The organism is Kitasatospora sp. NPDC024654, assembly GCF_055559155.1.
In genome coordinates, this window is the sequence record NZ_JBVHLF010000038.1 from 21,153 (window position 1) to 45,217 (window position 24,065).

At 73.3% G+C, this 24,065-nt stretch carries 23 protein-coding genes; 6 read left to right on the plus strand and 17 right to left on the minus strand.

Annotated elements, in window-relative coordinates; genetic code table 11:
* The first annotated feature begins 32 nt into the window (after positions 1 to 32).
* Entirely contained in the window at positions 33 to 902 is an 870-nt protein-coding gene (locus ACZ38L_RS22265; RefSeq protein ID WP_465696229.1) for a class II fructose-bisphosphate aldolase, read from the plus strand.
* Here the strand turns inward: ACZ38L_RS22265 and ACZ38L_RS22270 are convergent.
* Positions 899 to 1,933 (minus strand): carbohydrate-binding protein, encoded by a 1,035-nt coding sequence (locus tag ACZ38L_RS22270; protein WP_465696231.1) that lies wholly within the window; start codon positions 1,931 to 1,933, stop codon positions 899 to 901. The two genes, ACZ38L_RS22265 and ACZ38L_RS22270, sit on opposite strands and share 4 nt — an antisense overlap.
* A gap of 76 nt (positions 1,934 to 2,009) precedes the next feature.
* The gene (locus tag ACZ38L_RS22275) at positions 2,010 to 3,986 is read right to left on the minus strand and encodes a GGDEF domain-containing protein (RefSeq protein ID WP_465696234.1); all 1,977 of its coding nucleotides are present in this window, start codon (positions 3,984 to 3,986) and stop codon (positions 2,010 to 2,012) included.
* A 301-nt stretch (positions 3,987 to 4,287) separates the two neighbouring features.
* Between ACZ38L_RS22275 and ACZ38L_RS22280 the strand changes: the two genes are divergently transcribed.
* Positions 4,288 to 4,818, plus strand: coding sequence for a flavin reductase family protein (locus ACZ38L_RS22280; protein WP_465696327.1), 531 nt, complete (start codon positions 4,288 to 4,290; stop codon positions 4,816 to 4,818).
* Positions 4,819 to 4,823: 5 nt separating this feature from the next.
* Here ACZ38L_RS22280 and arfB read toward each other — a convergent pair whose 3' ends face one another.
* On the minus strand, positions 4,824 to 5,255 hold the full coding sequence (gene arfB, locus ACZ38L_RS22285; protein ID WP_465696236.1) for an alternative ribosome rescue aminoacyl-tRNA hydrolase ArfB: 432 nt from the start codon (positions 5,253 to 5,255) through the stop codon (positions 4,824 to 4,826).
* Positions 5,256 to 5,347: 92 nt separating this feature from the next.
* Here arfB and ACZ38L_RS22290 point away from each other — a divergent pair, with 92 nt between their 5' ends.
* Positions 5,348 to 5,842 carry a hypothetical protein gene (locus tag ACZ38L_RS22290; protein ID WP_396566605.1) on the plus strand — a complete coding sequence of 165 codons (495 nt, stop codon included), beginning with the start codon at positions 5,348 to 5,350 and terminating at the stop codon, positions 5,840 to 5,842.
* Between the two features lie 131 nt (positions 5,843 to 5,973).
* Positions 5,974 to 6,549 (plus strand): TerD family protein, encoded by a 576-nt coding sequence (locus tag ACZ38L_RS22295; RefSeq protein ID WP_465696238.1) that lies wholly within the window; start codon positions 5,974 to 5,976, stop codon positions 6,547 to 6,549.
* Positions 6,550 to 6,618: 69 nt separating this feature from the next.
* Here ACZ38L_RS22295 and ACZ38L_RS22300 read toward each other — a convergent pair whose 3' ends face one another.
* The 7 genes from ACZ38L_RS22300 to ACZ38L_RS22330 form a co-directional block, all read right to left on the minus strand.
* Positions 6,619 to 7,731 carry a hypothetical protein gene (locus ACZ38L_RS22300; RefSeq protein ID WP_465696240.1) on the minus strand — a complete coding sequence of 371 codons (1,113 nt, stop codon included), beginning with the start codon at positions 7,729 to 7,731 and terminating at the stop codon, positions 6,619 to 6,621.
* Positions 7,732 to 7,865: 134 nt separating this feature from the next.
* Positions 7,866 to 8,372, minus strand: coding sequence for a DUF3180 domain-containing protein (locus tag ACZ38L_RS22305; RefSeq protein ID WP_396566599.1), 507 nt, complete (start codon positions 8,370 to 8,372; stop codon positions 7,866 to 7,868).
* Between the two features lie 130 nt (positions 8,373 to 8,502).
* Positions 8,503 to 9,102, minus strand: a complete 600-nt coding sequence (folK, locus tag ACZ38L_RS22310; RefSeq protein ID WP_465696242.1) for a 2-amino-4-hydroxy-6-hydroxymethyldihydropteridine diphosphokinase — start codon at positions 9,100 to 9,102, stop codon at positions 8,503 to 8,505.
* Positions 9,103 to 9,187: 85 nt separating this feature from the next.
* The gene (gene folB, locus ACZ38L_RS22315) at positions 9,188 to 9,547 is read right to left on the minus strand and encodes a dihydroneopterin aldolase (protein WP_396566724.1); all 360 of its coding nucleotides are present in this window, start codon (positions 9,545 to 9,547) and stop codon (positions 9,188 to 9,190) included.
* Positions 9,548 to 9,756: 209 nt separating this feature from the next.
* Positions 9,757 to 10,236 carry a nuclear transport factor 2 family protein gene (locus tag ACZ38L_RS22320; protein WP_465696244.1) on the minus strand — a complete coding sequence of 160 codons (480 nt, stop codon included), beginning with the start codon at positions 10,234 to 10,236 and terminating at the stop codon, positions 9,757 to 9,759.
* Positions 10,237 to 10,277: 41 nt separating this feature from the next.
* Positions 10,278 to 11,132, minus strand: coding sequence for a dihydropteroate synthase (gene folP, locus ACZ38L_RS22325; protein WP_465696246.1), 855 nt, complete (start codon positions 11,130 to 11,132; stop codon positions 10,278 to 10,280).
* Positions 11,133 to 11,188: 56 nt separating this feature from the next.
* The gene (locus tag ACZ38L_RS22330; protein ID WP_465696248.1) at positions 11,189 to 13,039 is read right to left on the minus strand and encodes a phosphatidylglycerol lysyltransferase domain-containing protein; all 1,851 of its coding nucleotides are present in this window, start codon (positions 13,037 to 13,039) and stop codon (positions 11,189 to 11,191) included.
* 369 nt (positions 13,040 to 13,408) lie between these two features.
* On the opposite strand from ACZ38L_RS22330, the gene ACZ38L_RS22335 reads away from it, so the two are divergent.
* On the plus strand, positions 13,409 to 14,593 hold the full coding sequence (locus tag ACZ38L_RS22335) for an alpha/beta hydrolase (protein WP_465696250.1): 1,185 nt from the start codon (positions 13,409 to 13,411) through the stop codon (positions 14,591 to 14,593).
* Between the two features lie 7 nt (positions 14,594 to 14,600).
* Here the strand turns inward: ACZ38L_RS22335 and folE are convergent, their stop codons facing one another.
* The 6 genes from folE to dacB form a co-directional block, all read right to left on the minus strand.
* Complete coding sequence (gene folE, locus ACZ38L_RS22340) at positions 14,601 to 15,206, minus strand: GTP cyclohydrolase I FolE (protein ID WP_396566587.1); 606 nt, start codon at positions 15,204 to 15,206, stop codon at positions 14,601 to 14,603.
* 115 nt (positions 15,207 to 15,321) lie between these two features.
* Complete coding sequence (gene ftsH, locus ACZ38L_RS22345; protein ID WP_465696253.1) at positions 15,322 to 17,373, minus strand: ATP-dependent zinc metalloprotease FtsH; 2,052 nt, start codon at positions 17,371 to 17,373, stop codon at positions 15,322 to 15,324.
* A 262-nt stretch (positions 17,374 to 17,635) separates the two neighbouring features.
* Positions 17,636 to 18,175: a hypoxanthine phosphoribosyltransferase gene (gene hpt, locus ACZ38L_RS22350; protein ID WP_465696329.1), complete on the minus strand. Its 540-nt coding sequence runs from the start codon at positions 18,173 to 18,175 to the stop codon at positions 17,636 to 17,638.
* A 55-nt stretch (positions 18,176 to 18,230) separates the two neighbouring features.
* Positions 18,231 to 19,382: a tRNA lysidine(34) synthetase TilS gene (gene tilS, locus ACZ38L_RS22355; protein ID WP_465696255.1), complete on the minus strand. Its 1,152-nt coding sequence runs from the start codon at positions 19,380 to 19,382 to the stop codon at positions 18,231 to 18,233.
* A 202-nt stretch (positions 19,383 to 19,584) separates the two neighbouring features.
* Positions 19,585 to 20,784 carry a zinc-dependent metalloprotease gene (locus ACZ38L_RS22360; RefSeq protein WP_465696257.1) on the minus strand — a complete coding sequence of 400 codons (1,200 nt, stop codon included), beginning with the start codon at positions 20,782 to 20,784 and terminating at the stop codon, positions 19,585 to 19,587.
* 115 nt (positions 20,785 to 20,899) lie between these two features.
* Positions 20,900 to 22,384 (minus strand): D-alanyl-D-alanine carboxypeptidase/D-alanyl-D-alanine endopeptidase, encoded by a 1,485-nt coding sequence (gene dacB, locus ACZ38L_RS22365; protein ID WP_465696259.1) that lies wholly within the window; start codon positions 22,382 to 22,384, stop codon positions 20,900 to 20,902.
* A 76-nt stretch (positions 22,385 to 22,460) separates the two neighbouring features.
* On the opposite strand from dacB, the gene ACZ38L_RS22370 reads away from it, so the two are divergent.
* Entirely contained in the window at positions 22,461 to 22,955 is a 495-nt protein-coding gene (locus ACZ38L_RS22370) for an inorganic diphosphatase (protein WP_465696331.1), read from the plus strand.
* Between the two features lie 118 nt (positions 22,956 to 23,073).
* Here the strand turns inward: ACZ38L_RS22370 and ACZ38L_RS22375 are convergent, their stop codons facing one another.
* Positions 23,074 to 24,030 carry an asparaginase gene (locus ACZ38L_RS22375; RefSeq protein WP_465696261.1) on the minus strand — a complete coding sequence of 319 codons (957 nt, stop codon included), beginning with the start codon at positions 24,028 to 24,030 and terminating at the stop codon, positions 23,074 to 23,076.
* Positions 24,031 to 24,065: the final 35 nt, after the last annotated feature.

Sequence of the window (24,065 nt, forward strand, 5' to 3'; positions counted from 1 at the left end):
GGTCCCGCCCCGACACCCCCTGAGGAACCGCCATGCCCCTGGCCCGTACCGCCGACCTGCTCGCCGCCGCCGTCCAGGCGCGCCGCGGCCTGCCCGCGTTCAACGTGATCACCCTGGAACACGCCGAGGCGATCACCGCCGGCGCCGAACGGGCGGGCGCCGCCGTGGTGTTGCAACTCAGCCAGAACGCGGTCGCCTACCACGGCGGCCGGGTGCTGCCGCTGGCCCGCGCCTGCGCCGAACTGGCCGCCGCCGCCCGGGTTCCAGCCGCCCTGCACCTGGACCACGTCGAGGACTTCGAGCTGCTCCGGGCCGCCCCGGCGGCCGGCTTCTCCTCGGTGATGTACGACGCCTCCCGGCTGACCCCGGCGGAGAACGTCAAGGCCACCGCCCGGGCCGTGGAGTGGGCGCACCGGCACGGGCTCCAGCTGGAGGCCGAACTCGGCCGGATCGGCGGCAAGTCGGGCGAGCCACCGCTCGGCGCGCACGCCCCCGGCACCCGCACCGACCCCGCCGAGGCCGCCGGTTTCGTCGCCGACACCGGCGTGGACGCCCTCGCCGTCGCGGTCGGCAGCAGCCACGCGATGACCACCCGGACGGCCGTCCTGGACCACGCGCTGATCCGCCGGCTGGCCGCCGCCGTGCCGGTCCCCCTCGTGCTGCACGGCAGTTCGGGGGTGCCGGACACCGAGCTCAGCGCCGCGATCACGGCCGGCATGGTCAAGATCAACATCGGTACGGCGCTGAACACCGCCGGCACGGCGGCGATCCGCGCCGAGCTCGGCGCCCACCCCGAACTCGTCGACCCCAGGCGCTACTTGACCCCGGCCCGGGAGGCGATGACCGGGGTGGTGGCCGAGCTGGCCGCCCTGGTGGCCAACTCATTGGCCGAACAGGCCTAGTTGGCCGCAGGAGCACCGGACGGGTAGGAGTTGGAGCTCTGCGGAGTGAGCACCACCTGGTCGATCAGGATCGTTCCGGTCGGGGCCGACACCGTGATGGTGTTGGTCCCGGCCTGGAGCACCGGCCAGAAGTTGCTGGTGTACCAGGACTGCGACTGGTCACCACCGGAAGCGCCGTAGTTCTGGAACTTCGCACCGGGCCCGAAAGGCTGGCCGTTGACGGTGACCGAGGCGGTGACCGTGCCGCCGTTGTTGTTGTAGTGGAACCAGAGCTTGTAGGTGCCGGCCGAGGGGACGTTCACCGTCCAGGTCAGCGAGGATCCCGACTGGAAGCTCACGTAGCTCCCGTCGGAGGAGACCGCCCCCTTCACCGAGTTGCCCGAAGGGGCGTTCTGCGCCTGGGCCTTGGAGGCGTCCTGGCTGGTGTTCGGGGCGAGCGCGGGCCCGCCCGACGCCGACGGTGAGGCCGAGGGCGACGCCGACGAGGGACCCACCGACGGCGAGCTGGAGTGGCTCCCCGTAGTCGTGGCCGGGGTGCCGCCCGAGGCCCTGTTGTCGGTCCTCCCGCCGCCCCCGGACAGCGCGATCCCCCCGCCGATCGCCACCGCCGCGATCACCGCGACGATGCCGATCACCGGCCCCTTGCCGCGCCGGCGCGGGGCGTCCTCGCCGGGCTGCGGGCGGGAGCTCTCCGCGTACCGGGGCTGCTGGTGCGGCAGGCTCCCCGGTGCGCCGGGCCCACCGGGCCCCGGCCCCTGCGGCCGGTACGGCTGCTGCTGGAACGGCGGCGGCCCCTGCGGCGGGTACTGCTGCTGCGGGTACTGCCCGTACTGCGCCCGGCCGACCTCCATCGGCCGCGCGTACGAGGTGCGCGGCACGCCCGGGGTGCGCTCGGCCGCGGGGGCCTCGCCACTCTCCGGACGGTAGAGGTACGCGAAGGGGTCGTCGTCCTGCCCGGCCCCGCCCTCGGGCGCTCCGCTGCTGCCGTCCGTCATCGCGGTGGTCAACTCCCCAATGCCGTCTCTGGACACGTGGCCATGGTGGACACCCGTACGCAGGGCACCCTACCCAAAGCACCAGACAAGGGGGAAAGCAAGCCCGCCGGCCTCAGACCGCGCGGCGGTGCGACCGCTCGCCGCGGGCGCCGCGGACCGCGCCACCGCGCGCCCGCTTCTCGTCGTACATCCGCTTGTCAGCGGCGTGCAGCACCTCTTCGATGCTCATCCCGCAGCCCGCCCAGCCGATCCCCAGGCTCACGCCCACCCGCATCACCCGGTCGCCGATCCGCATCGGCGGGATGATCGCGTTGCGCAGCCGTACCGCCAGGTCGGCGGCCTCCTCCGCGGCTATCCCGTCGGCCAGCACGACGAACTCGTCACCGCCCAGCCGGGCCACCGTGTCGCCCTCCCGGACCGCGCCCTGCAACCGCTGGGCCACCTGCACCAGCACCGCGTCCCCGGCGTTGTGGCCGAACCGGTCGTTCACCGACTTGAAGCCGTCCAGGTCGCAGAAGATCACCGCGAGGCCCTTCTGCTGGGCCGGCCCACCGCTCGCCCTGCCGGCGGGCCCGCCACCCGACCGGCGCGGCCCGGTCCAGGTCTCGGGGTCGGCCGGCACCACCGCGTGCACGTGCTCGGGGGACGGCTCGCCGTAGCCGCCGTAGCCGGCTCGCTCGGGGTAGCGCTCGTGGTCGCCGTACCCGTGCACCACGGCGGTCAGCGCGCCGGTGCCGTACGCGCCCTCCAGCACCCCGTAGCCGCCCCCGGCGGCCGGCGACGCCCCGGGCCCGCCCGGCGGGCCCGCCGGGCCGTCCAGGGCCGGTGGGCCGCTGCGCGGGCTGTGCGGTCCGTACGAGCCGGACGGGTTGTGCGGGGCGGCGGCGCCCTCCAGCGCGCAGGCCGCCGTGCCGTACGCGGTCGGACCGTACGGCTGTGTCGCGCCGTACCCCTCCGGGCCGTACGCCACCGCGCCGTGCGCCGCCGCGCCGCCGGGCCCCTGCGGCAGCGAGCAGAGCCGACGGGCCAGCCGGGCCCGCAGCTCGGCGCCGTTCGGCAGGCCGGTGAGCGCGTCGTGGCTGGCCCGGTGGGCGAGTTGGAGCTCGTGGCGCTTGCGGTCCTCGATGTCCTCGACGTGGGTGAGCAGGAAGCTCGGGCCCTCGACCGCGTCCGCCACGATCGAGTTGCGCAGGCAGACCCACTGGTAGCCGCCGTCCCGCCGGGCGAGCCGCAGTTCGGCCCGGCCGCTCTCGGCGCTGGTGCGCTCCAGCAGGCCACGGTCGTCCGGGTGCACCAGGTCGAGGAAGCTCTGCCGGCGCAGCGAGGCGCGTGGGCGGCCGAGCAGCCGGCAGAGCGCGTCGTTGACGCGGGTCAGCTGGCCGCGCGAGGCGCCGTGCAGCTCGGTGATGGCCATCCCGCTCGGGGCGTACTCGAAGGCCTGACGGAAGCTCTCCTCGCTGGCCCGCAGCGCCTGTTGCTCCTTCTCCAGCCGGGCCAGCGCACGCTGCATCTCAGCCCGCAGCCGGGCGTTGCCGATCGCTATGGAGGCCTGGAGCGAGAACATCTCCAGCGCCTCACGGGTCCACGCGCCGGGCCGCTTGCCGCTGCGCGGGCGATCCACCGAGAGCACCCCGAGCAGGTCGCCGCCGGCGCTGTACATCGGGGCGAGCAGGCTGTCCTCGGGGTGCCAGTCGTTCTCGTAGACGGGTTGCGGGCCGTCGCCGGTCCAGCGCGGGAGGTCGGGCTGCACCGCCCAGGCCCGGTCGTGCGGCAGGAACCGCAGGGTGCCCCAGTGGTCGCTGACGGCCAGGATCCGGTCCCAGGACTCGCGCGAGCCGATCTGACCGAGCAACACCGCCGGGCCGCCGTACTCGCGTTCCTCGTACTCCCAGACCGCGGCCACCACCAGATCGCCGTCGGGCCGCACCAGGCTCACCGCGGCCGCGTCGAAGCCGAGCCCGTGCACCGAACCCTCGACGACGGCCTGCAGGGTGCCCGCCAGGCTGCGGGCAGCGTTGAGGTCCGCCACGACCCGGTGCAACGTGCGGAGGGTCGCGAGGCGGACGTACGGCTCCGACTCGGCTTCCATGCGGGGGCTCCCCGGCTTCTTCGGATAGGTCTTGATGGTTATCGTCCGATTGCCAGAAGAACTGAATCACAGCGAGCACAACGATCGGCACGCTCGGTCAACAATAGGTCGTCACTTGTGACTCAAATCACACAACCCATAGACGGGCGAATCCGGTTCATCTCGGTCATGCCCGGACACGATTCCGCGATGACCCCCTTCACGGTCGCCCGCCACGGGTCGGACCGTGATCGGGACCGGTCCTAAGACCACCGTCTGATGTCCGATCCCCCACCCGCCGACTACCGTGCAGTACGTGTCCATGTCGCCGCAGCGCGCTGCTGCCCCCCTCGCCACGCCGGACGAGTTCCGGGCCGCCCTCTCCCAGCTCGCCGCCGGGGTGGCACTGCTGACCGTGCTCGACCGGGACGACCTGGGCCCGGGCGAGGCCGCCGGGATGACCGCGACCTCGTTCCTGTCCGTCTCGCTGGAGCCGCCGCTGGTGCTGGTCTCGGTGCGGGAGGACTCCCGGATGGACGAACTGCTCTCCCGCAACGACCTCTGGGCGGTCTCGCTGCTCGGCGAGGAGCACCGCACGATCGCCTCCCGGTTCGCCATGAAGGGGCGGCTCAGCGACCGGCTACTCTTCGCCGACACCCCGCACCAGGCCGGGCCCACCACCGGGGCGCCGCTGATCACCGGTGCGCTGGCCACCGTCGAGTGCCGCACCGAGCGGCGGATAGCCGCCGGGGACCACACCCTGCTGATCGGCCGGGTGCTGGAGGCCCTGGTGCCGGCGCCGGACGCCCGCCCGCTGCTCTACTTCCGCGGTGGCTACCGCAAGCTGGGCTGAGCCGGCTACTCGCCGCGCGGCACGCTCCGGCCGCGCTTCAGCTCCGCGCGGTGCTTCTTGTTCGCCAGCCGCCGCTCGACCGTCCCCCGGCTGGGCTTGGTCGCCCGGCGCGCCTTGGGCGGCGGCGCCGTCGCCTCACCCAGCAGCGAGGCCAGCCGGGCCGCGGCCACCTCGCGGTTGCGCCACTGCGAGCGGTGCTCGGAGGCGCGGACCACCAGTACCCGGCCGTCCACCAGCCGGCCGGCCAGCCGCTCCAGCGCGCGCTGCTTCCACACCTCGGGCAGCGCGGTCGAGGCGGCCAGGTCGTAGCGCAGCTCGACCTGGGTGTCGGAGGTGTTCACGTGTTGTCCGCCGGGACCGGAGGACCGGGAGAAGCGCCAGACGAGCTCGGCGTCCGGGACGGTCACCGAGCCCCGAACGCGCAGGGGCTCGGGCATGCCCCCATCATCCCCGGGCCGCGCCCCGGCCGTCACCCGGTTATCCGCCCCACGTCGGTCCGGGGTCGGTCGCGGGTCCGCGGTGCCGGACAATGGCCTGCGTGATCGAGCTCGGCTACTCCCTCTCCAACCGCTTCCCCGACCCACCGCAGACCGACTACCGCACGGCGTCGGTCCGCTCGCTGCGGTACGACCTGTTCTGCGGCGACGTCTTCCTGGACGCGGACGACCAGGACCTGTCGACCGCCTGGGGGTGGGTGCCGGTGCTCGACTTCGCCTGGGCGCTCTGCGACATCGTCGAGCGGCTGGACGAGTCCCCGCACGGCAGCCGCGCCGCCGCGGTGCAGACCGCCGACCTGGACTTCACCCAGTCCACCGAACTGCTGCGGTTCGCCCGCCGGTTCGGCTGGGTGGAGATCTCCGCGACCTGGCTGGACGGGCCACCGGCCGTGGTCCGCCACCAGGAACTGCGCCGGGAGGCCCGGGACTTCCTGCAGGACGTGCTGGCCGACCTGACCGACCTGCATCCGGAGCTGGCCGACAATCCGAACATCTGGACGGTTCAGGGTCGCTTTCCCCGAGTCTGAACCACCCCGGGATCCCTTGACCTTCCCATGGGATTTCCTTGACCCGCCAGGAACCCGGCGCCCGGCCCGCGTCGTTCTTCCCGACAACGTGCCGACGGCGGCACCTCGTCGTGGAAGGGACCCCAGACACCATGCCAGTGAGCCTCACCAAGGGTGGCAACGTCTCGCTGACCAAGGCGGCCCCCGGGCTGACCTCGGTCACCGTGGGCCTCGGATGGGACGCCCGGACCACCACCGGCGCCGAGTTCGACCTCGACGCCAGCGCGATCGTACTGGACGCGAGCGGCAAGGTGCTCTCCAACGCCCACTTCGTCTTCTTCAACAACCTGCGCACGCCCGACGGCACGGTCGAGCACACCGGCGACAACCGCTCCGGCGACGGCGCGGGGGACGACGAGCAGATCAGGGTCAGCCTGGCCGGCCTGCCCGCCGAGGCGCACCGGATCGCCTTCCCGGTGTCGATCTACGAGGCGGACACCCGCCGGCAGAGCTTCGGCCAGGTCCGCAACGCCCACATCCGGGTGCTCAACTCCGACGGCGGCGCCGAGATAGCCCGCTACGACCTGTCCGAGGACGCCGCCACCGAGACCGCGATGGTCTTCGGGGAGCTCTACCGCAACGGCGAGGACTGGAAGTTCCGCGCCATCGGCCAGGGTTACGCCTCCGGGCTGCGCGGCATCGCGCAGGACTTCGGCGTCGCGTTCTGACGCACCCCGGCCGGGCGGCGATTCCGCGCCGCCCGGCCACTTGTCCGACACCCCTCGTTCACCGAGTGTTCACCCGCGCCGGGTGCGCAGCTCCGGCAGGTCCAGCAGCTCGGTCTCGTCCTCCGGGGTCAGGTCGACCGCCGCCGGACGCTCGGCCGCGACCTCGTCCCCCAGCACGTCCGCCAGGTCCTCGTCGGCCGCCACCGGGGCCGCCGGCCCGGCCTCCTGCTGCTGGGCCAGCTCCGTGACGCTCCCCACCGCCGGCGCCGGCGCGGCCGCCCGGACCGCCGCGCCCGCCGCGGCACCGCGCCCGAAGAAGCTGAAGCCGCCGGGACGCGCCCCGGCCGGCTGCGGACGCGGGCGCTGCCGCTCGACCGGCAGCACCGCGCCGCCCGTCGCCTCGGCCGGCCCGGTCAGCACCGCGCGCACCGGCGGCGCGGCCACCGCGGGGCGCGCGCCCGCCGACGGGCGCGACGGCTGCTCGTCGACCGGCTCCAGCCGCCCGATCCGCGCGGTGGGCGGCTGCACCTGCTCGACGGCGGCAGCCCGCTGCCGCTCCCGCTCGCTCGCCTCCCGCCGCTCGCGCTCCGCCCGCTCCGCGCGCTGCCGCTCCCGCTGCGCCAGGGCCGCCCGCTGTGCCCCGGCCGACTCCGCCCGCCGCTCCAGGTGCCGCAGCGCGTTCGCCGCCCGCAGGTAGGCCACCGCGCTGACCGGGTGCTTGGGCCGGGCCGCCTCGATCGCCCGCTGAGCCGCCTCGGCCTCCTTCAGCGCCTGCTCGGCCGCCTGCACCGCGCGCTCGCGCAGCAGCCGGGCGATCTCCGTCTCGGCCTTCGCCAGCCGCGACTTCTCCGCGGTCAGCCGCCGGCCGAGCCGGGTGGCCCGCTCCTCGGCGACCTCGGCGGCGTACTCGGCCTCGGCCAGCTGCTCCTCGAACCGCTCCTCGTCGCGGATCCGGCGCACCGCCGCCAGGTCGGCCGCGGCCTGCGCGGCGCGGTCGCGCTGCCGGAGCACCAACACGATGCCCAGCACGGCCAGCACCGCGGCGATCCCGATCGAGCGGACCACCATCGTGTCGCCGCTCGCCACCAGGGCGGTCAGCGCGGCGGCCCCGACCAGGACCGCTGCGGCGGGCGGCAGGGCCCGGCTGAGAAGAGAGGATTGACGGTGGCGTCCGCGTGGCATGCACAAGAAACTAGCGTGCGAATCGGCGCCCTGTCAGCCTGCGGTCCGATGTGGACCTTGACAGTGCGACATGCTTACCGAGCGTATGCGATCTTCCGCCGGCCGCCACCCTGCGTGGCCGGATCCGGCTGGGCTCAGCGCGCGCCCCGCGCCGCGTCGCCACGGCCGGTCCCGCCCGCCCCGCCGGAACCGTCCTCCGGCAGCCGGCAGACGTGCTGCAACCAGAGCGCCGCCGCGATCACCCCGGCGCCGGCCACCACCGCCAGACCCGCGGTGATCACCGCGTCCCGGTGGACACCGAAGTCCGGCAACGTGCCCAGGAAGATCCCCAGGCCCGCGTAGATCCCGGTGACCACCGCCGAGACCAGCGCGCTGGCCTGCCCGAGCACCACCGCCCGGGCCGCCCCCAGCGGGTCCACCCCCTTGGCGCCCGGCTGCCGGTCACGGACCGCCTTGAGCCGCGAGCGCAGCGAGAAGGCGGTCGCCGCCAGCACCACCGCGATCACCGCCAGCACCACCGGCGCGGCGGCCGGCACCCCGGGCGGCGCGTCCAGCGAGTTCCACAGCTTGGCGGCAGCCCAGGCCAGCGCCGTCGAGACCACGACGATGCCGAGCAGCAGGCGCAGACGGAGCAGCTTCACGCGGAGAGGGTCCTTCCCGACGAACGGTGCGCGTTGGCGGCGCCAGGCCACCGTACCGGCCGCCCGGACGCCCCTCCGATTCGTACGGCTGGGGAGCCTCCCGGAGTTCCCCGGCCGGGCCGCGCCGCCGCTACTCCGGCAGGCGCAGCTCGATGTCCGAACGGCGTAGCACGCCCTGCGCGCCCTCCCCGCCCAGTTCCTTGAGCAGGTCGGCGACCGGGCCCAGGCCCGGCAGCTCGCCGGCCGGGTCGGCGTCCGCCCAGGGCGCCAGCACGAAGGCCCGCTCGTGCGCCCGCGGGTGGGGCAGCAGCAGCACCGGGTCGGAGCTGGTCACGCCCTCGTAGCTGAGGATGTCCACGTCCAGCGTGCGGGCGCCCCAGCGGACCTCGCGGACCCGGCCGAAGGCGTCCTCGATCGCGTTGGCCCGCTCCAGCAGCGAGTACGGCGGCAGCGTGGTGCGCACCACCACCACCGCGTTGTAGAAGTTCGGCTGTTCGCCCGGGCCCCCGAGGGCCGGGGTCTCGTAGACCGCGGAGACCGCGGTGATCTTCAGGCCGGGGGTGTCGGCCAGCGCGTCGACGGCTCCCTGCAGGGTCTCCAGCCGGTTGCCCAGGTTGCTGCCCAGGGCCACCACGGCCGAGCGCGGGTTCTGCAGGGTGGAGTCGACGCTGTCGAGCCGGTGCTCCAGGTCGAAGGCGGTCGGCTGGGCGGTCGGGTCGCTGGTGCTCATCGGGTTCCCTCTGCGGCTGGAGCGATCGGACACTGCGTCGGAAGCGCGCTCTGACACGCCTCCCGGGGGGACCGGAACCGGACGGTCATTCGCGGCCCCGGTGGATGGTGATGGTCACATCGTCGAACGGCACCGTGATCGGTGCGTCCGGCTTGTGCACGGTGACCTCGACCTCTTCGACCGCCGAGTGCTTGAGGCACTGGTCGGCGATTCGCTGGGCCAGGGTCTCGATCAGGTCCACCGGCTCGCCGGCGATGATCGCGGTGACCTCCTCGGCCACGATCCCGTAGTGGGCCGTGCGGGTGAGGTCGTCGCCGGATGCGGCGGGTCGGGTGTCCAAGTAGAGCACAAGGTCGACCACGAAGGTCTGGCCCTCGAGCCGCTCGCGTTCGAACACGCCGTGGTGGCCGCGGGCACGCAGGCCCCGCAGGGTGACGCGGTCCAGCAACTGAATCACTGCTCCCGATCGTGGAACGGCAGGCGCCCTCGCCCGTCGTCCGTCGAACATACCCGCGACTCATAACAAATCGGCGCCGGGGTTGGAGCGCTCCTACCCGCCCGCCGTGACCGCCACGCCGGGCACGGCGACGCGCAGGGGTGAACCTTGGGTGACCGACGGGACATTCCCGCCGAGCCGCTCGGCAAACCCGCGACTCAGTCCTCTTCCTCGTCATCTCCGCTGGTCAGCACGGGGGAGCCATGGTGCGACCAGAGCCGCCAACCGGCCGCGGTGCGCCGGAAGAGGTTGCTGGAGACGACCTTGCCGCCGATCAGCGGACCCAGCTCGCCCTCCTCCTCGGCCTCGCCGCCGGAGAGGATGTTCTCGGTGCAGGTGACAAGTGCCACATCGCCCTGCACCTCGACCTCGACGTCGGTCAGGAAGAACTGGATGTACTCCGTGTTCATCATGATCAGCATGTACGAGCGGGTGACCTGGGCCCGCCCGCGCAGCACCGGCCAGCCCGGGTGGACGCAGACCACCCCGTGCTTGTCGTCGGCGTCGGCCGCGGACAGCCAGACGTCCTCGACGGCCTCCAGGTCGCCGGTCTCCAGGGCCTCGTAGAGGCGCCGGTTGGCCGCCAGAACGGCCTCCCGGTCCGCCTCCAGCGAGCCCGCCGCCGCTCCGTTGCTCAACGCGCCGTCACCTGCCACGCCACCACCCACTCCCGTAAGGCTCAGCTCGGCCCGGCGGCCCGCCAGGCCGCCACTACCCGTACGGCGTCCGCCGTCCCCGCCACATCGTGCACCCGCACGGCCCAGGCGCCGGCCCGCGCCGACAGCACCGAGACCGCCGCCGTCGCGTCGTCACGCTGCCGGGCCGGCCGCGGCTCCCCGGTTTCCGGGTTGGCGAGCAGCGTACCCAGGAAGCGCTTGCGCGATGCCGCGACCAGCACGGGTCGCCCCAAGGCGGTCAGCGCGTCCAAACCTCCGAGCAGCGCCCAGTTGTGCTCGCTGGTCTTGGCGAAGCCCAGCCCGGGGTCGAGGATCAGCTGCTCCTCCTTGACGCCGGCGGCCAGCAGCGCGCCCATCCGCTCGGCCAGCTCGGCCACCACGTCGGCCACCACGTCCCGGTAGACCGCCATGCGCTCCATGTCGACCGACTGCCCGCGCCAGTGCATCACCACGAACGGCGCCCCGGAGTCGGCCACCACCCGGGCCATCGCCGGGTCGGCCAGCCCGCCCGAGACGTCGTTCACCAGCCGGGCGCCGGCCGCCAGCGCCCGCTCGGCCACCCTGGCCCGCATGGTGTCCACCGAGACCACGACCCCGGCCGCTGCCAGCTCGCGGACCACCGGCAGCACCCGGCGCAGCTCCTCCTCCTCGGTGACCCGCCGCGCCCCGGGACGGGTGGACTCGCCCCCGACGTCCACCAGGTCGGCGCCCCGGGCCACCAGCTCCAGACCGTGCACCACCGCGGCCTTCGGCTCCAGCCAGAGCCCGCCGTCCGAGAACGAGTCGGGCGTGACGTTGACGACGCCCATCACAGCGCAGCGGTCGAAATGCGGGAGGCCGGGCAGTGGGTTGCTCATGGGCCCATTATCGGCCCGCCCACCGCCCGGCCTCCGGGCCGGACCAGCTCCGCGGCTCACGCGGCCGGCGCGACCTCCGAGCCGTTCGCCGGGGTCGGCATCAGCCCCTGCCGCTGGCGCTTGCGGCCGAACCGCGGCATCCCGAGCGTGATGAAGGCCTCCGCCTGCATCGCGGCGAAGCCGATCCGGGGCAGGTCCCGGGTGCTCGGGTAGACCAGGAACCGCGGCTCCCACTCCGGCTGGAACTTCGCGTTGAACTTGTACAGCGACTCGATCTGGAACCAGCGCGACAGGAAGACCAGCAGCCCGCGCCAGGCCCGCAGCACCGGCCCCGCGCCGATCCGCTCACCGCGGGCCAGCGCCGAGCGGAACATCGCGAAGTTCAGCGACACCCGCCGCACGCCCATCGCCGGCACGGCCTGCAGCGCCGCCACGATCAGCAGCTCGTTGAGGCCCGGGTCGGCGGTCCGGTCGCGGCGCATCAGCTCCAGCGAGATGCCGTCCGGCCCCCAGGGCACGAAGTGCAGCACCGCCTTGAGGTCGTCGGCGGCGCCACCCGAGGGCTCCCCCTCCTCCGGGGCCTTGTGCGCGGTGACCACCACGCAGTCGTCGTCGCCCGGGTCGCCGAACCGGCCGAGCGCCATCGAGAAGCCGCGCTCGGTGTCGGTGCCGCGCCAGCGCGCGGCGGCGTCGGCGATCCGCCGCTTCTCCTCCAGGCTCAGCTCGGACACCCGGCGGACCTGGCAGGAGTAGCCGTTGCGCTCGATCCGCTTGACCATCTGGCGGACGTTGCGCATCGCCCGGCCGGCCAGCGAGAAGGTGCTGGCGTCCACGATCGCCTCGTCGCCCAGCTCCAGCGCGTCCAGCCCGGCCTCCCGGGTCCACACCTCGCCGCCGACCTCACTGCAGCCCATCACGGCCGGCACCCAGGCGTGCTCGCGGGCCTGCGCCATGAAGGTCTTGATCGCGCCCGGCCAGGCTTCCACGTCACCGACCGGGTCGCCGGAGGCGAGCATCACGCCGGAGATCACCCGGTAGGAGATCGCCGCCTTGCCGGTCGGCGAGAAGAGCACGCTCTTGTCCCGGCGCAGCGCGAAGTAGCCCAGCGAGTCGCGGTCACCGTGCCGCGCCAGCAGCGCGCGCACCTTGGCCTCGTCCTCGGCGGTCAGCACCGGCTCCGGCTTGCCCGGGCGCAGCGCCAGCCAGGCGCTGCTGAAGGCGGTGAGCAGGCCGAGCGCGGCCAGCGAGTACGCCACCAGGTCGCCGGTCCGCTCGGTGCGGTAGTCGACCGGGCCGTCGAAGCCGAAGAGACCCCAGATGGTCTCCTGCAGCCGCTCCAGCATGGTCGGGTTGCCCATCTCCGAGTCCGGGTGGGCGCTGACGATCAGCAGCCCGAGCCCGACGCTGATGGCACCCATCACGACCAGGTTGAGCAGCGCCCGCCAGCGGGTCCGCGGGTCGGCCTCGGCGTAGAACTCGCGGCGGTGCACCAGCACCACGGCGAAGAGGCCGAGCCCGACCACGGCCGGACCGATCTGGTGCCAGCGCACCAGGTGCAGCGCGGCGCTGACCGGCAGCAGCACGCAGACCATCCGCCAGGCCCGGCGCTTGCGCCGGCGCAGCGCGTGCGCCAGCAGCACCAGCAGGATGCCGACCACCAGGGTGCCGGCCGCGGCCAGCGTGGTGGTGGTGCCCGGGAGCTGGCCGGCCCAGGAGTGCACCCGGGTACGGCGCAGCCGCGGGAAGATCGCGCTGGCGATGTCGACCAGACCGATCAGCAGGCAGGCGTAGCCGGCCGCGCCCGGGAGCCACGCCCGGGGCACGGCGGCGGCTTGGGTACGCAGCGTCGTCTTGAGCCCGCCACGGCGGGTGGTGGGGGACGGATCAGCGGACACGGGAACGCTCATGGAAGTTCAGCGTAGGGGCAGTCGAGGAGGGAACGGTCACCCTGTGGGATGAGCCGTGATGGTCCTTCATGCTTATTCCTTACCTTGACAACACGAACGTCAAGAGCGGGTAATCCATTGATCCGGGCGCTTTCGTCCCCGCCGGGCAGAGCCTGCCAGGCCCTGTGGGAACTGCGACGCCGAATTCTAGAGCCTTGGTTCCTGTGGGTGAAGCCGCCTCGCGGTGGCCGCCCGCACCCGTGCCGGGAGCCGTTCCCCGGGCGTTGCCCCGGACGTCGGGAGCGGAGCAGCTCCGGTGGCCGCGACTGAGGTGGTCTCGGATGATGGACCGACAGTATTGCCGCCACCGCGCAGGGGGAGGCCCTCGCCATGGAACTCACCAGCAGCGGACTGGTGTTCACCCTGATCATCGTCGCCGTGCTGGCTCTGCTGGGCACGCTCTGGTGCTGGCCCAGGCTGGCCCCGCAACGCCCGCTGCCGGTGCTCGGCCGGCTGGGCCTGCTGACGGTGAGCCAGCTGGCCGTGCTGTCCGTCTGCGCGCTGAGCCTGAACAACGCCTACGGCTTCTACACCTCGTGGGACGACCTGCTGCGGCCCGGCCGCAGCCAACTGGCGCTGGCCCCGGTGGGCTCCGGCGCCAAGGCCGGGCCGCCGAAGAGCGACACGCTGGTCCAGCCGACCACCGAGGGCGGCCTGGAGACGGTGACCGACCTGCCGCAGGGAAAACCCGAGGAGGTCGGACGGGTGGACTCCATCCGGGTGACCGGCAAGGCCTCCGGCCTGTCCGACCAGATGTTCATCTATCTGCCACCCGAGTACTTCAATCCCAAGTACGCCCGCGAGCGCTTCCCGGTCCTGCTCACGCTGGCCGGCTACCCCGGCCCCTCCCTCCACCTGATCTCCGAGCTGCACACCCCGCAGACCGCCTGGGAGCTCCAGCGCACCGGCAAGATGGCGCCGACCATCGTGGTGATGGCCCGACCCACGGTCGCCGCGCCGCGCGACACCGAGTGCGTGGACGTCCCGAACGGCCCGCAGACCGAGACCTGGTTCGCCAAGGACGTGCCGGCCGCACTGCGCTCGGCCTACCGGGTGAGCCACTCCGCCGACTCCTGGGGGGTGCTCGGCTACTCGACCGGCGGCAGCTGCGCGCTGCGACTGGCGCTGCGCTACCCCGACGCCTACCGCTCGGCGGCCGGACTGCACGCCGAATACCACATGGTGCCCGACCAGTGGAACAGCGGCGACCTGTTCGGCGGCAACCAGGAGCTGGCCCAGCAGTACGACCTGGCCTGGCGGCTGCAGAACCTGCCGGTGCCCAAGGCCAACCTGCTGGTGGTGAGCACCCGGACCGAGGACGACTACCAGTCCAGCCAGGACTTCCTGAACACCGCCAAGCAGGTGACCGCGGCGCACTCCGAACTCACCGTCGACTCGCTCTTCCTGCCCGACGGCGGCCACAGCTTCGACACCTGGCGCCGCGAACTGCCCGCCTCGCTGGAGTGGATCAGCGACCACCTGGCGCCGCCGCCGGACCGCGAGCCGCGCGACTGACCGCGGGTCAGCGGCCGATGATCAGGCCCATCGCCTCGGCCCGGGTGGCCGCGTCGCGAAGCTGGCCGCGCACCGCGGAGGTCATGGTCTTCGCGCCGGGCTTGCGGATCCCGCGCACCGACATGCACATGTGCTCGGCCTCGATCACCACGATGGCCCCGCGCGGCTCCAGGATCCGCATCAGCGAGTCGGCGATCTGGGTGGTCAACCGTTCCTGCACCTGGGGGCGGCGGGCGTAGACGTCGACCAGCCGGGCCAGCTTGGAGAGTCCGGTGATCTTGCCGCTGACGGCCGGGATGTAGCCGACGTGCGCCACCCCGTGGAACGGCAGCAGGTGGTGCTCGCAGCAGGACACCACCTCGATGTCCCGGACCAGCACCATCTCGTCGTGGCCGAGGTCGAAGGTGGTGGTCAGCACCTCCTCCGGGGTCTGCCAGAGGCCGGCGAAGATCTCCTTGTAGGCCCGCGCCACCCGGGCCGGCGTGTCGCGCAGCCCGTCCCGGTCCGGATCCTCCCCGATGGCCAGCAGCAGCTCGCGGACCGCGTTCTCGGCCCGCTTCTCGTCGAAATCCTTCGCCGCGCCGACGGCCTCGAAGGTCACCGGGTCGATCATGCGAGCCTCGCTTGTGCTGGGAGGGAAAGGGCTGAGCAGCACGGATGCCGCGCCTCCAGGGTACAAACCCGGGTGACGCGGCATCCATTCCGTACGGCCCGCGGGGGCCGGGGGCTCAGCTCTCAGCCGACTCCCCGGTGGCCGGGGGCAGCTTCACGATGTCCACCGGAGCGGCGTCCACCGAGGCGGCGGCGCCGTTGGTGAGCGCCAGCTCCTTCGGCGACTGCACCGGCGGCCGGGTGGACGGGGTGCGGCGGGCCGAACCCGTCCAGGCCGGGCGGGCCGGGCGCTTCACCACGGGGGCGAAGATCTCGGCGATCTGCTCCTTGTTCAGGGTCTCCTTCTCCAGGAGCTCCAGGACCAGGTTGTCGAGCACGTCCCGGTTCTCGACCAGGATCTCCCAGGCCTCGTTGTGGGCGTTCTCGATCAGCTTCTTGACCTCTTCGTCCACCAGCCCGGCGACCTCTTCCGAGTAGTCGCGCTGGTGACCCATCTCGCGGCCCAGGAACGGCTCGGAGTTGTCCGTGCCGAACTTGATCGCGCCGAGCCGCTCGGTCATGCCGTACTGGGTGACCATGGCCCGGGCGGTGGCGGTGGCCTTCTCGATGTCGTTCGAGGCGCCGGTGGTCGGGTCGTGGAAGACCAGCTCCTCCGCCGCGCGGCCGCCCAGCATGTAGGCCAGCTGGTCGAGCATCTCGTTGCGGGTGGTGGAGTACTTGTCCTCGTCCGGCAGCACCATGGTGTAGCCGAGAGCCCGACCACGGGACAGGATGGTGATCTTGTGCACCGGGTCGGCGTTCGGCGAGGCCGCCGCGACCAGGGCGTGACCGCCCTCGTGGTACGCGGTGATCTTCTTCTCCTTGTCGGACATGATCCGCGTGCGCTTCTGCGGACCCGCCACGACGCGGTCGATCGCCTCGTCCAGGATGCCGTTGTCGATCAGCTTCTTGTCCGAGCGGGCCGTCAGCAGCGCCGCCTCGTTGAGGACGTTCGACAGGTCGGCACCGGTGAAGCCGGGGGTGCGCTTGGCGACGGCCGACAGGTCGACGTCCGGCGCGATCGGCTTGCCCTTCTGGTGCACCTTGAGGATGTCCAGTCGGCCCTGCAGGTCGGGGCGCTCGACCGCGATCTGCCGGTCGAAGCGGCCCGGGCGCAGCAGCGCCGGGTCCAGGATGTCCGGCCGGTTGGTCGCCGCGATCAGGATCACGCCGCCCTTGACGTCGAAGCCGTCCATCTCGACCAGCAGCTGGTTGAGGGTCTGCTCGCGCTCGTCGTGACCGCCACCGAGGCCCGCGCCACGGTGCCGGCCGACGGCGTCGATCTCGTCGACGAAGACGATCGCCGGGGCGTTCGCCTTGGCCTGCTCGAAGAGGTCGCGGACCCGGCTGGCGCCGACACCGACGAACATCTCGACGAAGTCCGAACCGGAGATCGAGTAGAACGGCACCCCGGCCTCGCCGGCCACGGCCCGGGCCAGCAGGGTCTTACCGGTACCGGGCGGCCCGTAGAGCAGCACGCCCTTGGGGATCTTGGCGCCGACCGCCTGGAACTTGGCCGGCTCCTGCAGGAACTCCTTGATCTCGTGGAGCTCCTCGACGGCCTCGTCCGCACCCGCGACGTCCGCGAAGGTGGTCTTCGGGGTGTCCTTGGTGAGCAGCTTGGCCTTGGACTTGCCGAACTGCATGACCCGGGAGCCGCCGCCCTGCATCTGGTTCATCAGGAACAGGAAGACCAGCACGATGACCACGATCGGCAGCATCGACAGCAGCAGGCTGACGAAGGTCGACTGCTTCTCGGGGCTGATCGTGTAGCCCTGCGGCAGGGTGCCGTTCTCCACCTGCGTCTGCAGCTTGGCGGCAATGGTCTGACCCTGGCCCTGGTCACTGAGGTACGAGGCCTCGAACTTGCTGCCGGACGGGCTCTTGCCACCCGAACCGGCACTGGTGAGGGTCTCGCCGGGCTTCAGCTCGATCTTGACGGTGTTCGAGTCACCGGTGGTGAGCTGGGCCTGCTTCACCTGGCCAGCGTCGATCGCCGCCACCACCTGGCCGGTGTCCACCGTCTTGTAGCCGTTCGAGTCCGAAACGACCTGCATCAGCACAATGACGGCGACGACTGCCAGGAGGATCCATGCGATCGGCGCGCGGAAGTATCGCTTGACGTCCATCCATGCGGGGCGTTGCCGCCCCGTCCCTCCTGCCACTCAACAGCGCTGCTCGGCCTCGGGCCGGCGGCGCAATCCGGTATGTGCGCTCGTTGCACCCCGCTCCGGGTCGGCTGTGAGTCGTACGAAGAGCGGGTAATTTGACCGTACAGCAGGCACCCCCCGCTCTGCGGAAGCGTGACGCTGCGGTCTATGGAGTTGTCCATCCGCCGACTCCAACGGGTGAAGTCGGCGGACTGTTCCCCCCGGTCCTCGACTGCTGGGCTCAGCCGCCGTACACGTGTGGGGCGAGCGTACCGATGAACGGCAGGTTGCGGAGCTTCTCCTGGAAGTCCAGCCCGTATCCCACGACGAACTCGTTGGGGATGTCGAAGCCGGCGTACTTGACGTCGATCTCGACCTTCGCGGCGTCCGGCTTGCGCAGCAGGGTGCAGACCTCCAGCGAGGCCGGGCCACGCGAGCCCAGGTTGCCGAGCAGCCAGGACAGCGTCAGACCGGAGTCGATGATGTCCTCGACGATCAGCACGTGCCGGCCGGCGATGTCGGTGTCGAGGTCCTTGAGGATCCGCACCACACCGGAGGACTTGGTGCCCATCCCGTAGGAGGAGACGGCCATCCAGTCCATGGTCACCTGGGTGTGCAGGGCCCGGGCGAGGTCCGCCATGACCATCACGGCGCCCTTGAGGACGCCGACGATCAGCAGGTCCTTCCCGGCGTAGTCCCGGTCGATCCGCTCGGCCAGCTCAGCGAGCTTGGCGTCGATCTCGTCCTTGCTGACGAGCACCTTCGCCAGGTCGGTGCCCATGTCGTTCTCGTCCACCGGGAGTACGTCCTCAAGTGTTCGTGGTCCTGTGCCGGCGTCAGTCGCCCTGGCGCCGAAACACCAGGTTGCCACACCGCCGGGTGACCTCGACGCCCCCGGGTAGGTGCAGCGGCCCCTGACCGCGCCAGCCGGTGATCAGCTGGTCGACCGTCTCCAGGTGGCGCGCGAACAGGTCACCGGCCGGGCAGCCCGTGCGCAGCGCGGCCCGGCGCAGTACCCGGCGGCGCACGGCGGGCGGCAACTCGGCCAGCCGACCGGCGTCCAGGATGCCCGCACTGTCGCGCGGATCACTCCGGTAGAGGTCCTTCTCGGCGAGCGCGGCCCACTGGTCGAGGGCGTCCGCGTCGTCGCGGAACAGCCGGGCGGTCCGGGCCAGCGCCTCGACCACGCCGCCGCCGAGGTGTTTCTCCAGCACCGGCAGCACCTCGTGCCGGACCCGGGCGCGGGTGTAGGCGGCGTCGAAGTTGTGCGGGTCGTCCCAGACCGGGATCGCCTGCGCGGTGCAGGCCTGCCGGGTGGCCGCGCGGTCCAGGTCGAGCAGCGGGCGGCGGTAGCGGCCCTTCTGCGCGGGCATCCCGGCCAGTGAACGGGCGCCCGAGCCGCGGGCCAGCCCGAGCAGCACGGTCTCCGCCTGGTCGTCCCGGGTGTGGCCGAGGAAGACGGCCAGCGCCTGGTGCCGCTCGGCGGCCTCGTCCAGCGCGGCGTAGCGGGCGTCCCGGGCGGCGGCCTCCGGGCCGCCCTGCCGGCCGACCCGGACCGGGACGGCCTCCACCGGGTCCAGGCCGAGCGCCCGCAGCCGCTCGGCGACCTGCCGGGCGCGGTCGGCGGAGCCGTCCTGCAGCCCGTGGTCGACGGTGACCGCGCCGACCCGCAGGCCGAGCTTGGGGGCCTCGAAGGCGGTGGCGGTGGCGAGCGCCATGGAGTCGGCGCCGCCGCTGACGGCGACCAGTACCAGCGGGGAGCCGGGTGCGGCGGGGGTGCGCGGCAGGCCGGAGGGGTGGCGGCGGGCGTTGCCGATCAGCACGGTGGCGGGGGCGGCGGTCGGCGCGAGGGCGGCCACGGCGGGGGGCGCGGGCCGGGCGGCGGGCGCGGTGAGGGCGGTACCGGCCTCGGCGGCCTCGGCCGCGAGGTCCATCAGAGCGCGGCGGACGGCCAGGCGTATCGCCGCGACGGCGGGGTGTGGGCCCACGGTGGAGCAGCTCCTCTGTCGGGGGAGGACGGGCGGGTGACCAGGGGATCCGATGGCGACCCGTGACCGAGTGCTCACAGATCGTCGCAGAAAGGGAGCACTGGCCGAGCCACCCGCGCCACCGGTACGACCACCGTCCCACGGACGGGTGAATGGAGAAACGTTTCAGCGCCACAACGCTTCACTCGTCCGGGGGCTCCGACTAGGACTGGTGTCCGACTCGGGCCACCCAGGCGGCCGGGTTGTGGATCTCCTCCTTGGTCGGGAGGGTGTTCGGCGAGGTCCACACCCGGTTGAAACCGTCCATCCCGATCCGGTCCACCACGCCGCGCACGAAGGCCGCGCCGTCCTGGTACTGACGCAGCTTGGCGTCCATTCCGAGCAGCTTGCGCAGCACCAGGTCGAGCCGGTTGGCGCCACGGTCGCGGCGGCGCTGGAACTTCTCCCGGATCTCGGCCACGCTCGGCACCACGGCCGGGCCGACGCCGTCCATCACCACGTCGGCGTGGCCCTCCAGCAGCGACATCACGGCGGTCAGCCGGCTCAGGATCTCCCGCTGGTTGGGCGTCTGGACCACGTCGAGCAGGGTGGTGCGCGGCTCGGGGGCGGTCTGCGGGGCGTCCGCGTCCGACCGCGACCGGTCGGCCGGCGACAGCACCTCGCGCAGCCGCTCCAGCAGCGCGATCGGCTCCACGTCGGTCTCCGCCAGGAAGGCCTGCACCTCGGACTGCACGTGGTCGCGCAGCCATGGCACGGCGCTGAACTGGGTGCGGTGGGCCTCCTCGTGCAGGCAGACCCAGAGCCGGAAGTCGTGCGGATCGACGTCCAGCTCGCGCTCGACCTGGACGATGTTCGGCGCGACCAGCAGCAGCCGGCCCGGGCCGGCGGGGGCGCTGCCGGGCCGCGGATCGTCGAGGAAGTCGGCGGGGGTGTCGGGGACGGTCAGCGTGCCGGCGGGCTCGGTCCCGGTCTCGGCGAAGGTCTCGTACTGACCGAGCACCTTGCCGGCCAGCAGCGCCAGCACCGCGCCCACCTCGACCCCGGTGACCTTCTCGCCGACCGTGCCGAGCACCGCGCCGCCCGGGGTGTCGGCCCGGCGGGCGGCCAGCTTCCGGGTCAGCGGCCCGATCACCGCGCGGAAGCCCGCGACGTTGGCCCGCACCCAGCCCGCCCGGTCCACCACCAGGACCGGCGCGGCGCCGCCGTCGGCCAGGCTGGTGGAGCGCATCCCGGTGTACTCGCGCACCGCGCCCTCGGCGGCCAGCGCGTGCCGGCGCAGCTCGGCCACCACGGTGCGCGCCTCGTCCCGGGTCACCTGCGGGCCCGGACGGACCAGCCGGGTCGCGGTCGCGACCGCGAGATTCCAGTCGACCATGTCTGAACCGCTGCTCGCGCTCGTCATGCCCTCACGGTACGTGCTCCGGACCGCCCCCGGCAGCCGTCGGGCCGGGGCCGGCCACCGGGTCCGGCCGGGGGCGGGGGCGGGTCGTGGGGTGGACGGCTGCCCGGCGTGCCCGCTACCCGCAGCCGCACGTGGTCAGGCGGGCGACGATGCGGTCCACCGCGGCGCGGGCGTTGGCGGCGTCGGCCGGGGTCCTGGTCATCAGGGCGAAGACCAGCAGCCGGCCGTCCGCGTCGACCACCGTGCCGGCCAGCGTGTTCACCCCGCTGAGGCTGCCGGTCTTGGCACGGACGACGCCGGCGCCGGCCGCCGAGCCCTGGGCCGCGGTGAAGCGCTGCTCCAGCGTGCCGGTGAAGCCCGCGATCGGCAGCGCGGTCAGCAGCGGGCGCAGCTCGGGGTGGGCGGGCGAGGCGGCCAGCGCCAGCAGGTCGGCCAGGACCAGCGGCGGGACGGTGTTCTGGACGTTCAGCCCGCTGCCGTCGTTGAGTGACACGCCCGCCATCGGGACGCCCAAGGCGGCCAGCGTCCGGGTGACCGCGGCGGCCGCGCCGTCGAAGCTCGCGGGCTGGTACGCGGCCAGCGCCACCTGCCGGGCCACCGCCTCGGCCAGCGTGTTGTCCGAGGCGGTGAGCATCCGCTCGATCAGCCGGGCCAACGTCGGCGAGGTCACCTGCCCGAGCACGGCGCTGCTCCCGGTGCCGGCGGCCACCGGCGCGGCCACCGTCGGCCCGGAGCCCGCCGGGGCGCCCGCCGGCACCGGCGGACCGGCCACCGTGATGCCCTGGCCGGCCAGGGCGGTGGCGAAGTCCCCGGCCGCCTGGGCCGCCGGGTCGGCCACCCGCTGCGGCGCGTCGTCCTGGGAGCGCGGATCGACCCGGCCCTCGTCCGCCATCAGCGGCGTGACGGCGGCGATGTTGGTGGCGTCGTAGTACTTGTGCCAGGGCGTCCCGGTGTAGAGCGAGGTGTCGTAGCCGAGGTGGACGGTGGTGGTACCGGCCGCCTCCAGCGCGGCCGCGGTCTGCCGGGCCAGCGCACCCAACGACGCGGGCGCGGTGTCGGCGCCGACCGGCTGCCCGCCGATCCGGACCTGGTCGACGGGCAGCGAGGTGAGTGTCGGGTCACCGCCGCCGACCAGCACGATGTCGCCGGGCCCGGTGCCGCGGACCACCTTGGTGGTGATCCGGGCGTCGGCCGGCAGCAGGCTGAGCGCGGCCGTCGCGGTGGCCAGCTTGGTGGTGGAGGCGGGAGTGGCGGGCTGGGTCTCCCCCGAGCCGAGCAGCAGCCGGCCGGTGCCGCCGTCGGAGATCGCGAAGTCCAGCGTGCCGAGCGCCTTGTCCTGCAGCAGCGGACCGAGCGCCGCCCGCAGCCCCGGCGTGCTGGGGACCGTCCCGGGGCCGGCCAGCACGGCGGGCAGGAGCACCGGCGGCGCGGGCGCGGGCTGCGTACCTCCGCCCGCCGCGGCCGCCCCCGCGGACGAGGAGGCGGCAGCCGGCCCCGGCGCCGCGGCGACCAGCAGCACCGCCAGCGCCGCCGCGACCCCGCCCCGCGGCTGCCCGCCGACCCGCTCCCGGCCGTCCGTCGCCGCCCCAGCCCCTGCCACCCGCCGGCCCCTTTCCACAGCACTCCCCCACGTAGGAGACACTTGGATTCTGTCAGTCCCTACCTTGGAGGAACCGTTGGAGTTCGACGTCACCATCGAGATCCCGAAGGGCTCCCGCAACAAGTACGAGGTCGACCATGAGACCGGTCGCCTCCGTCTGGACCGGATGCTCTTCACCTCGACCCGCTACCCGGCCGACTACGGCTTCGTCGAGGGCACTCTCGGCGAGGACGGCGACCCGCTGGACGCGCTGGTCATCCTGGACGAGCCGACCTTCCCCGGCTGCCTCATCAAGTGCCGCGCGATCGGCATGTTCCAGATGACCGACGAGGCCGGCGGCGACGACAAGCTGCTCTGCGTCCCGGCGACCGACCCGCGCTGGGAGCACCTGCGCGACATCCACCACGTGTCGGAGTTCGACCGCCTGGAGATCCAGCACTTCTTCGAGGTCTACAAGGACCTCGAGCCCGGCAAGTCGGTCGAGGGTGCCGCGTGGGTCGGCCGCCTGGAGGCCGAGGCCGAGATCACCGCTTCGATCAAGCGCCTGCAGGAGTCCGGCGAGGCTCACTGAGCACCGCCCGGCTGAGTCGTTCTCGTTCTTTCGAGGCGTTCTGACGGCAGCTGGCCCGGAGGCCGGGGCCGGGGGTCACTCCCCGGCCCCGGCCTCCGGCGCGTCCGGCGGCTGATCGTCAGAACGCCGCGCGGATCTCCCCGACCACCGCGTTGCCGCCGGTCAGCGGGGCGGCGGCGAGCCGGTCGAGCACCTCGTCGGCCAGCCCGATCCGGCGCAGCACCGCGGCCAGCACGGGCCCGAGGGCGCGCGCGTTCCCATCGTCGATCTTGAAGGCCAGTGCCCGCCCGTCCGGCAGCGCCACCGCCTGGACGGCCTCGGCGCCCATCTTGGCGAGCGTGCCCGGCACGGCCCGCATCAGCCAGGTGTCCGGACGACGGGTGCCCGCCACGTACTGCGGGTGGGCGCGCATCGCGTCGGCGACCCGGCGCTGCGGGGTGCCCGGCTCGGCCCGCAGCAGCGAGCGGTAGCCACGGGCCAGGCCGACCAGCGAGACGGCGTGCAGCGGCGCGCCGCAGCCGTCCGTCCCGACCGCGGCTATCGACTCGCCGGACGCCTCCTCCAGCGCCTCCTTGGCGAGTCGCTGGATCGGGTGGGCCGGGTCGAGGTAGCTCGCGGTCTCCCAGCCGTTGGCCACGCTCGCGGCCAGCCAGGCGGCGTGCTTGCCCGAGCAGTTCATCGTGAGCGAGGCCCGGGCGCCGCCGCCGGCCAGGTACCGCTCGGCCTCGGTGAGGTCGAGCGGGAGGTCGGCCGGGGTCTGCAGGGCCCGCTCGTCCAGGCCGGCACCGGCGAGGATGGTCCGGACACCGTCCAGGTGAAACGTTTCTCCGGAGTGGCTGGCCGCCGCCAGCGCCAGCAGCTCACCCTCGATCGGCAGCCCGGCCCGCAGTGTGGCCACCGCCTGGAACGGCTTGTTGCACGAGCGCGGGAAGACCGGCCGCTCGGGCTCGCCGAGGGCGAACTCCACCGAGCCGTCGGGAGCGAGCACCACCAGCGACCCCCGGTGGTGGCCTTCGGTGAACCCGGAGCGCACCACCTCGGCGAGGACGGGCAGGACAACGGCGGAGTCGGGCATGGGAGGCAGCCTTCCGGTAACGCAGGGAGGGAGCG

What these genes read in the sequence shown, in the direction of transcription:
- folP (WP_465696246.1), bottom strand. Translation starts at nt 11,132, where the DNA reads ATGAGCAACCCACTGCCCGGCCTCCCGCATTTCGACCGCTGCGCTGTG.
- ACZ38L_RS22330 (WP_465696248.1), bottom strand. Translation starts at nt 13,039, where the DNA reads ATGAGCGTTCCCGTGTCCGCTGATCCGTCCCCCACCACCCGCCGTGGC.
- hpt (WP_465696329.1), bottom strand. Translation starts at nt 18,175, where the DNA reads ATGGGCACCGACCTGGCGAAGGTGCTCGTCAGCAAGGACGAGATCGAC.
- ACZ38L_RS22335 (WP_465696250.1), top strand. Translation starts at nt 13,409, where the DNA reads ATGGAACTCACCAGCAGCGGACTGGTGTTCACCCTGATCATCGTCGCC.
- ACZ38L_RS22265 (WP_465696229.1), top strand. Translation starts at nt 33, where the DNA reads ATGCCCCTGGCCCGTACCGCCGACCTGCTCGCCGCCGCCGTCCAGGCG.
- folE (WP_396566587.1), bottom strand. Translation starts at nt 15,206, where the DNA reads ATGATCGACCCGGTGACCTTCGAGGCCGTCGGCGCGGCGAAGGATTTC.
- ACZ38L_RS22295 (WP_465696238.1), top strand. Translation starts at nt 5,974, where the DNA reads ATGCCAGTGAGCCTCACCAAGGGTGGCAACGTCTCGCTGACCAAGGCG.
- ACZ38L_RS22275 (WP_465696234.1), bottom strand. Translation starts at nt 3,986, where the DNA reads ATGGAAGCCGAGTCGGAGCCGTACGTCCGCCTCGCGACCCTCCGCACG.
- ftsH (WP_465696253.1), bottom strand. Translation starts at nt 17,373, where the DNA reads ATGGACGTCAAGCGATACTTCCGCGCGCCGATCGCATGGATCCTCCTG.
- ACZ38L_RS22360 (WP_465696257.1), bottom strand. Translation starts at nt 20,784, where the DNA reads ATGACGAGCGCGAGCAGCGGTTCAGACATGGTCGACTGGAATCTCGCG.
- ACZ38L_RS22375 (WP_465696261.1), bottom strand. Translation starts at nt 24,030, where the DNA reads ATGCCCGACTCCGCCGTTGTCCTGCCCGTCCTCGCCGAGGTGGTGCGC.
- ACZ38L_RS22280 (WP_465696327.1), top strand. Translation starts at nt 4,288, where the DNA reads ATGTCGCCGCAGCGCGCTGCTGCCCCCCTCGCCACGCCGGACGAGTTC.
- ACZ38L_RS22300 (WP_465696240.1), bottom strand. Translation starts at nt 7,731, where the DNA reads ATGCCACGCGGACGCCACCGTCAATCCTCTCTTCTCAGCCGGGCCCTG.
- folK (WP_465696242.1), bottom strand. Translation starts at nt 9,102, where the DNA reads ATGAGCACCAGCGACCCGACCGCCCAGCCGACCGCCTTCGACCTGGAG.
- arfB (WP_465696236.1), bottom strand. Translation starts at nt 5,255, where the DNA reads ATGCCCGAGCCCCTGCGCGTTCGGGGCTCGGTGACCGTCCCGGACGCC.
- ACZ38L_RS22290 (WP_396566605.1), top strand. Translation starts at nt 5,348, where the DNA reads ATGGCCTGCGTGATCGAGCTCGGCTACTCCCTCTCCAACCGCTTCCCC.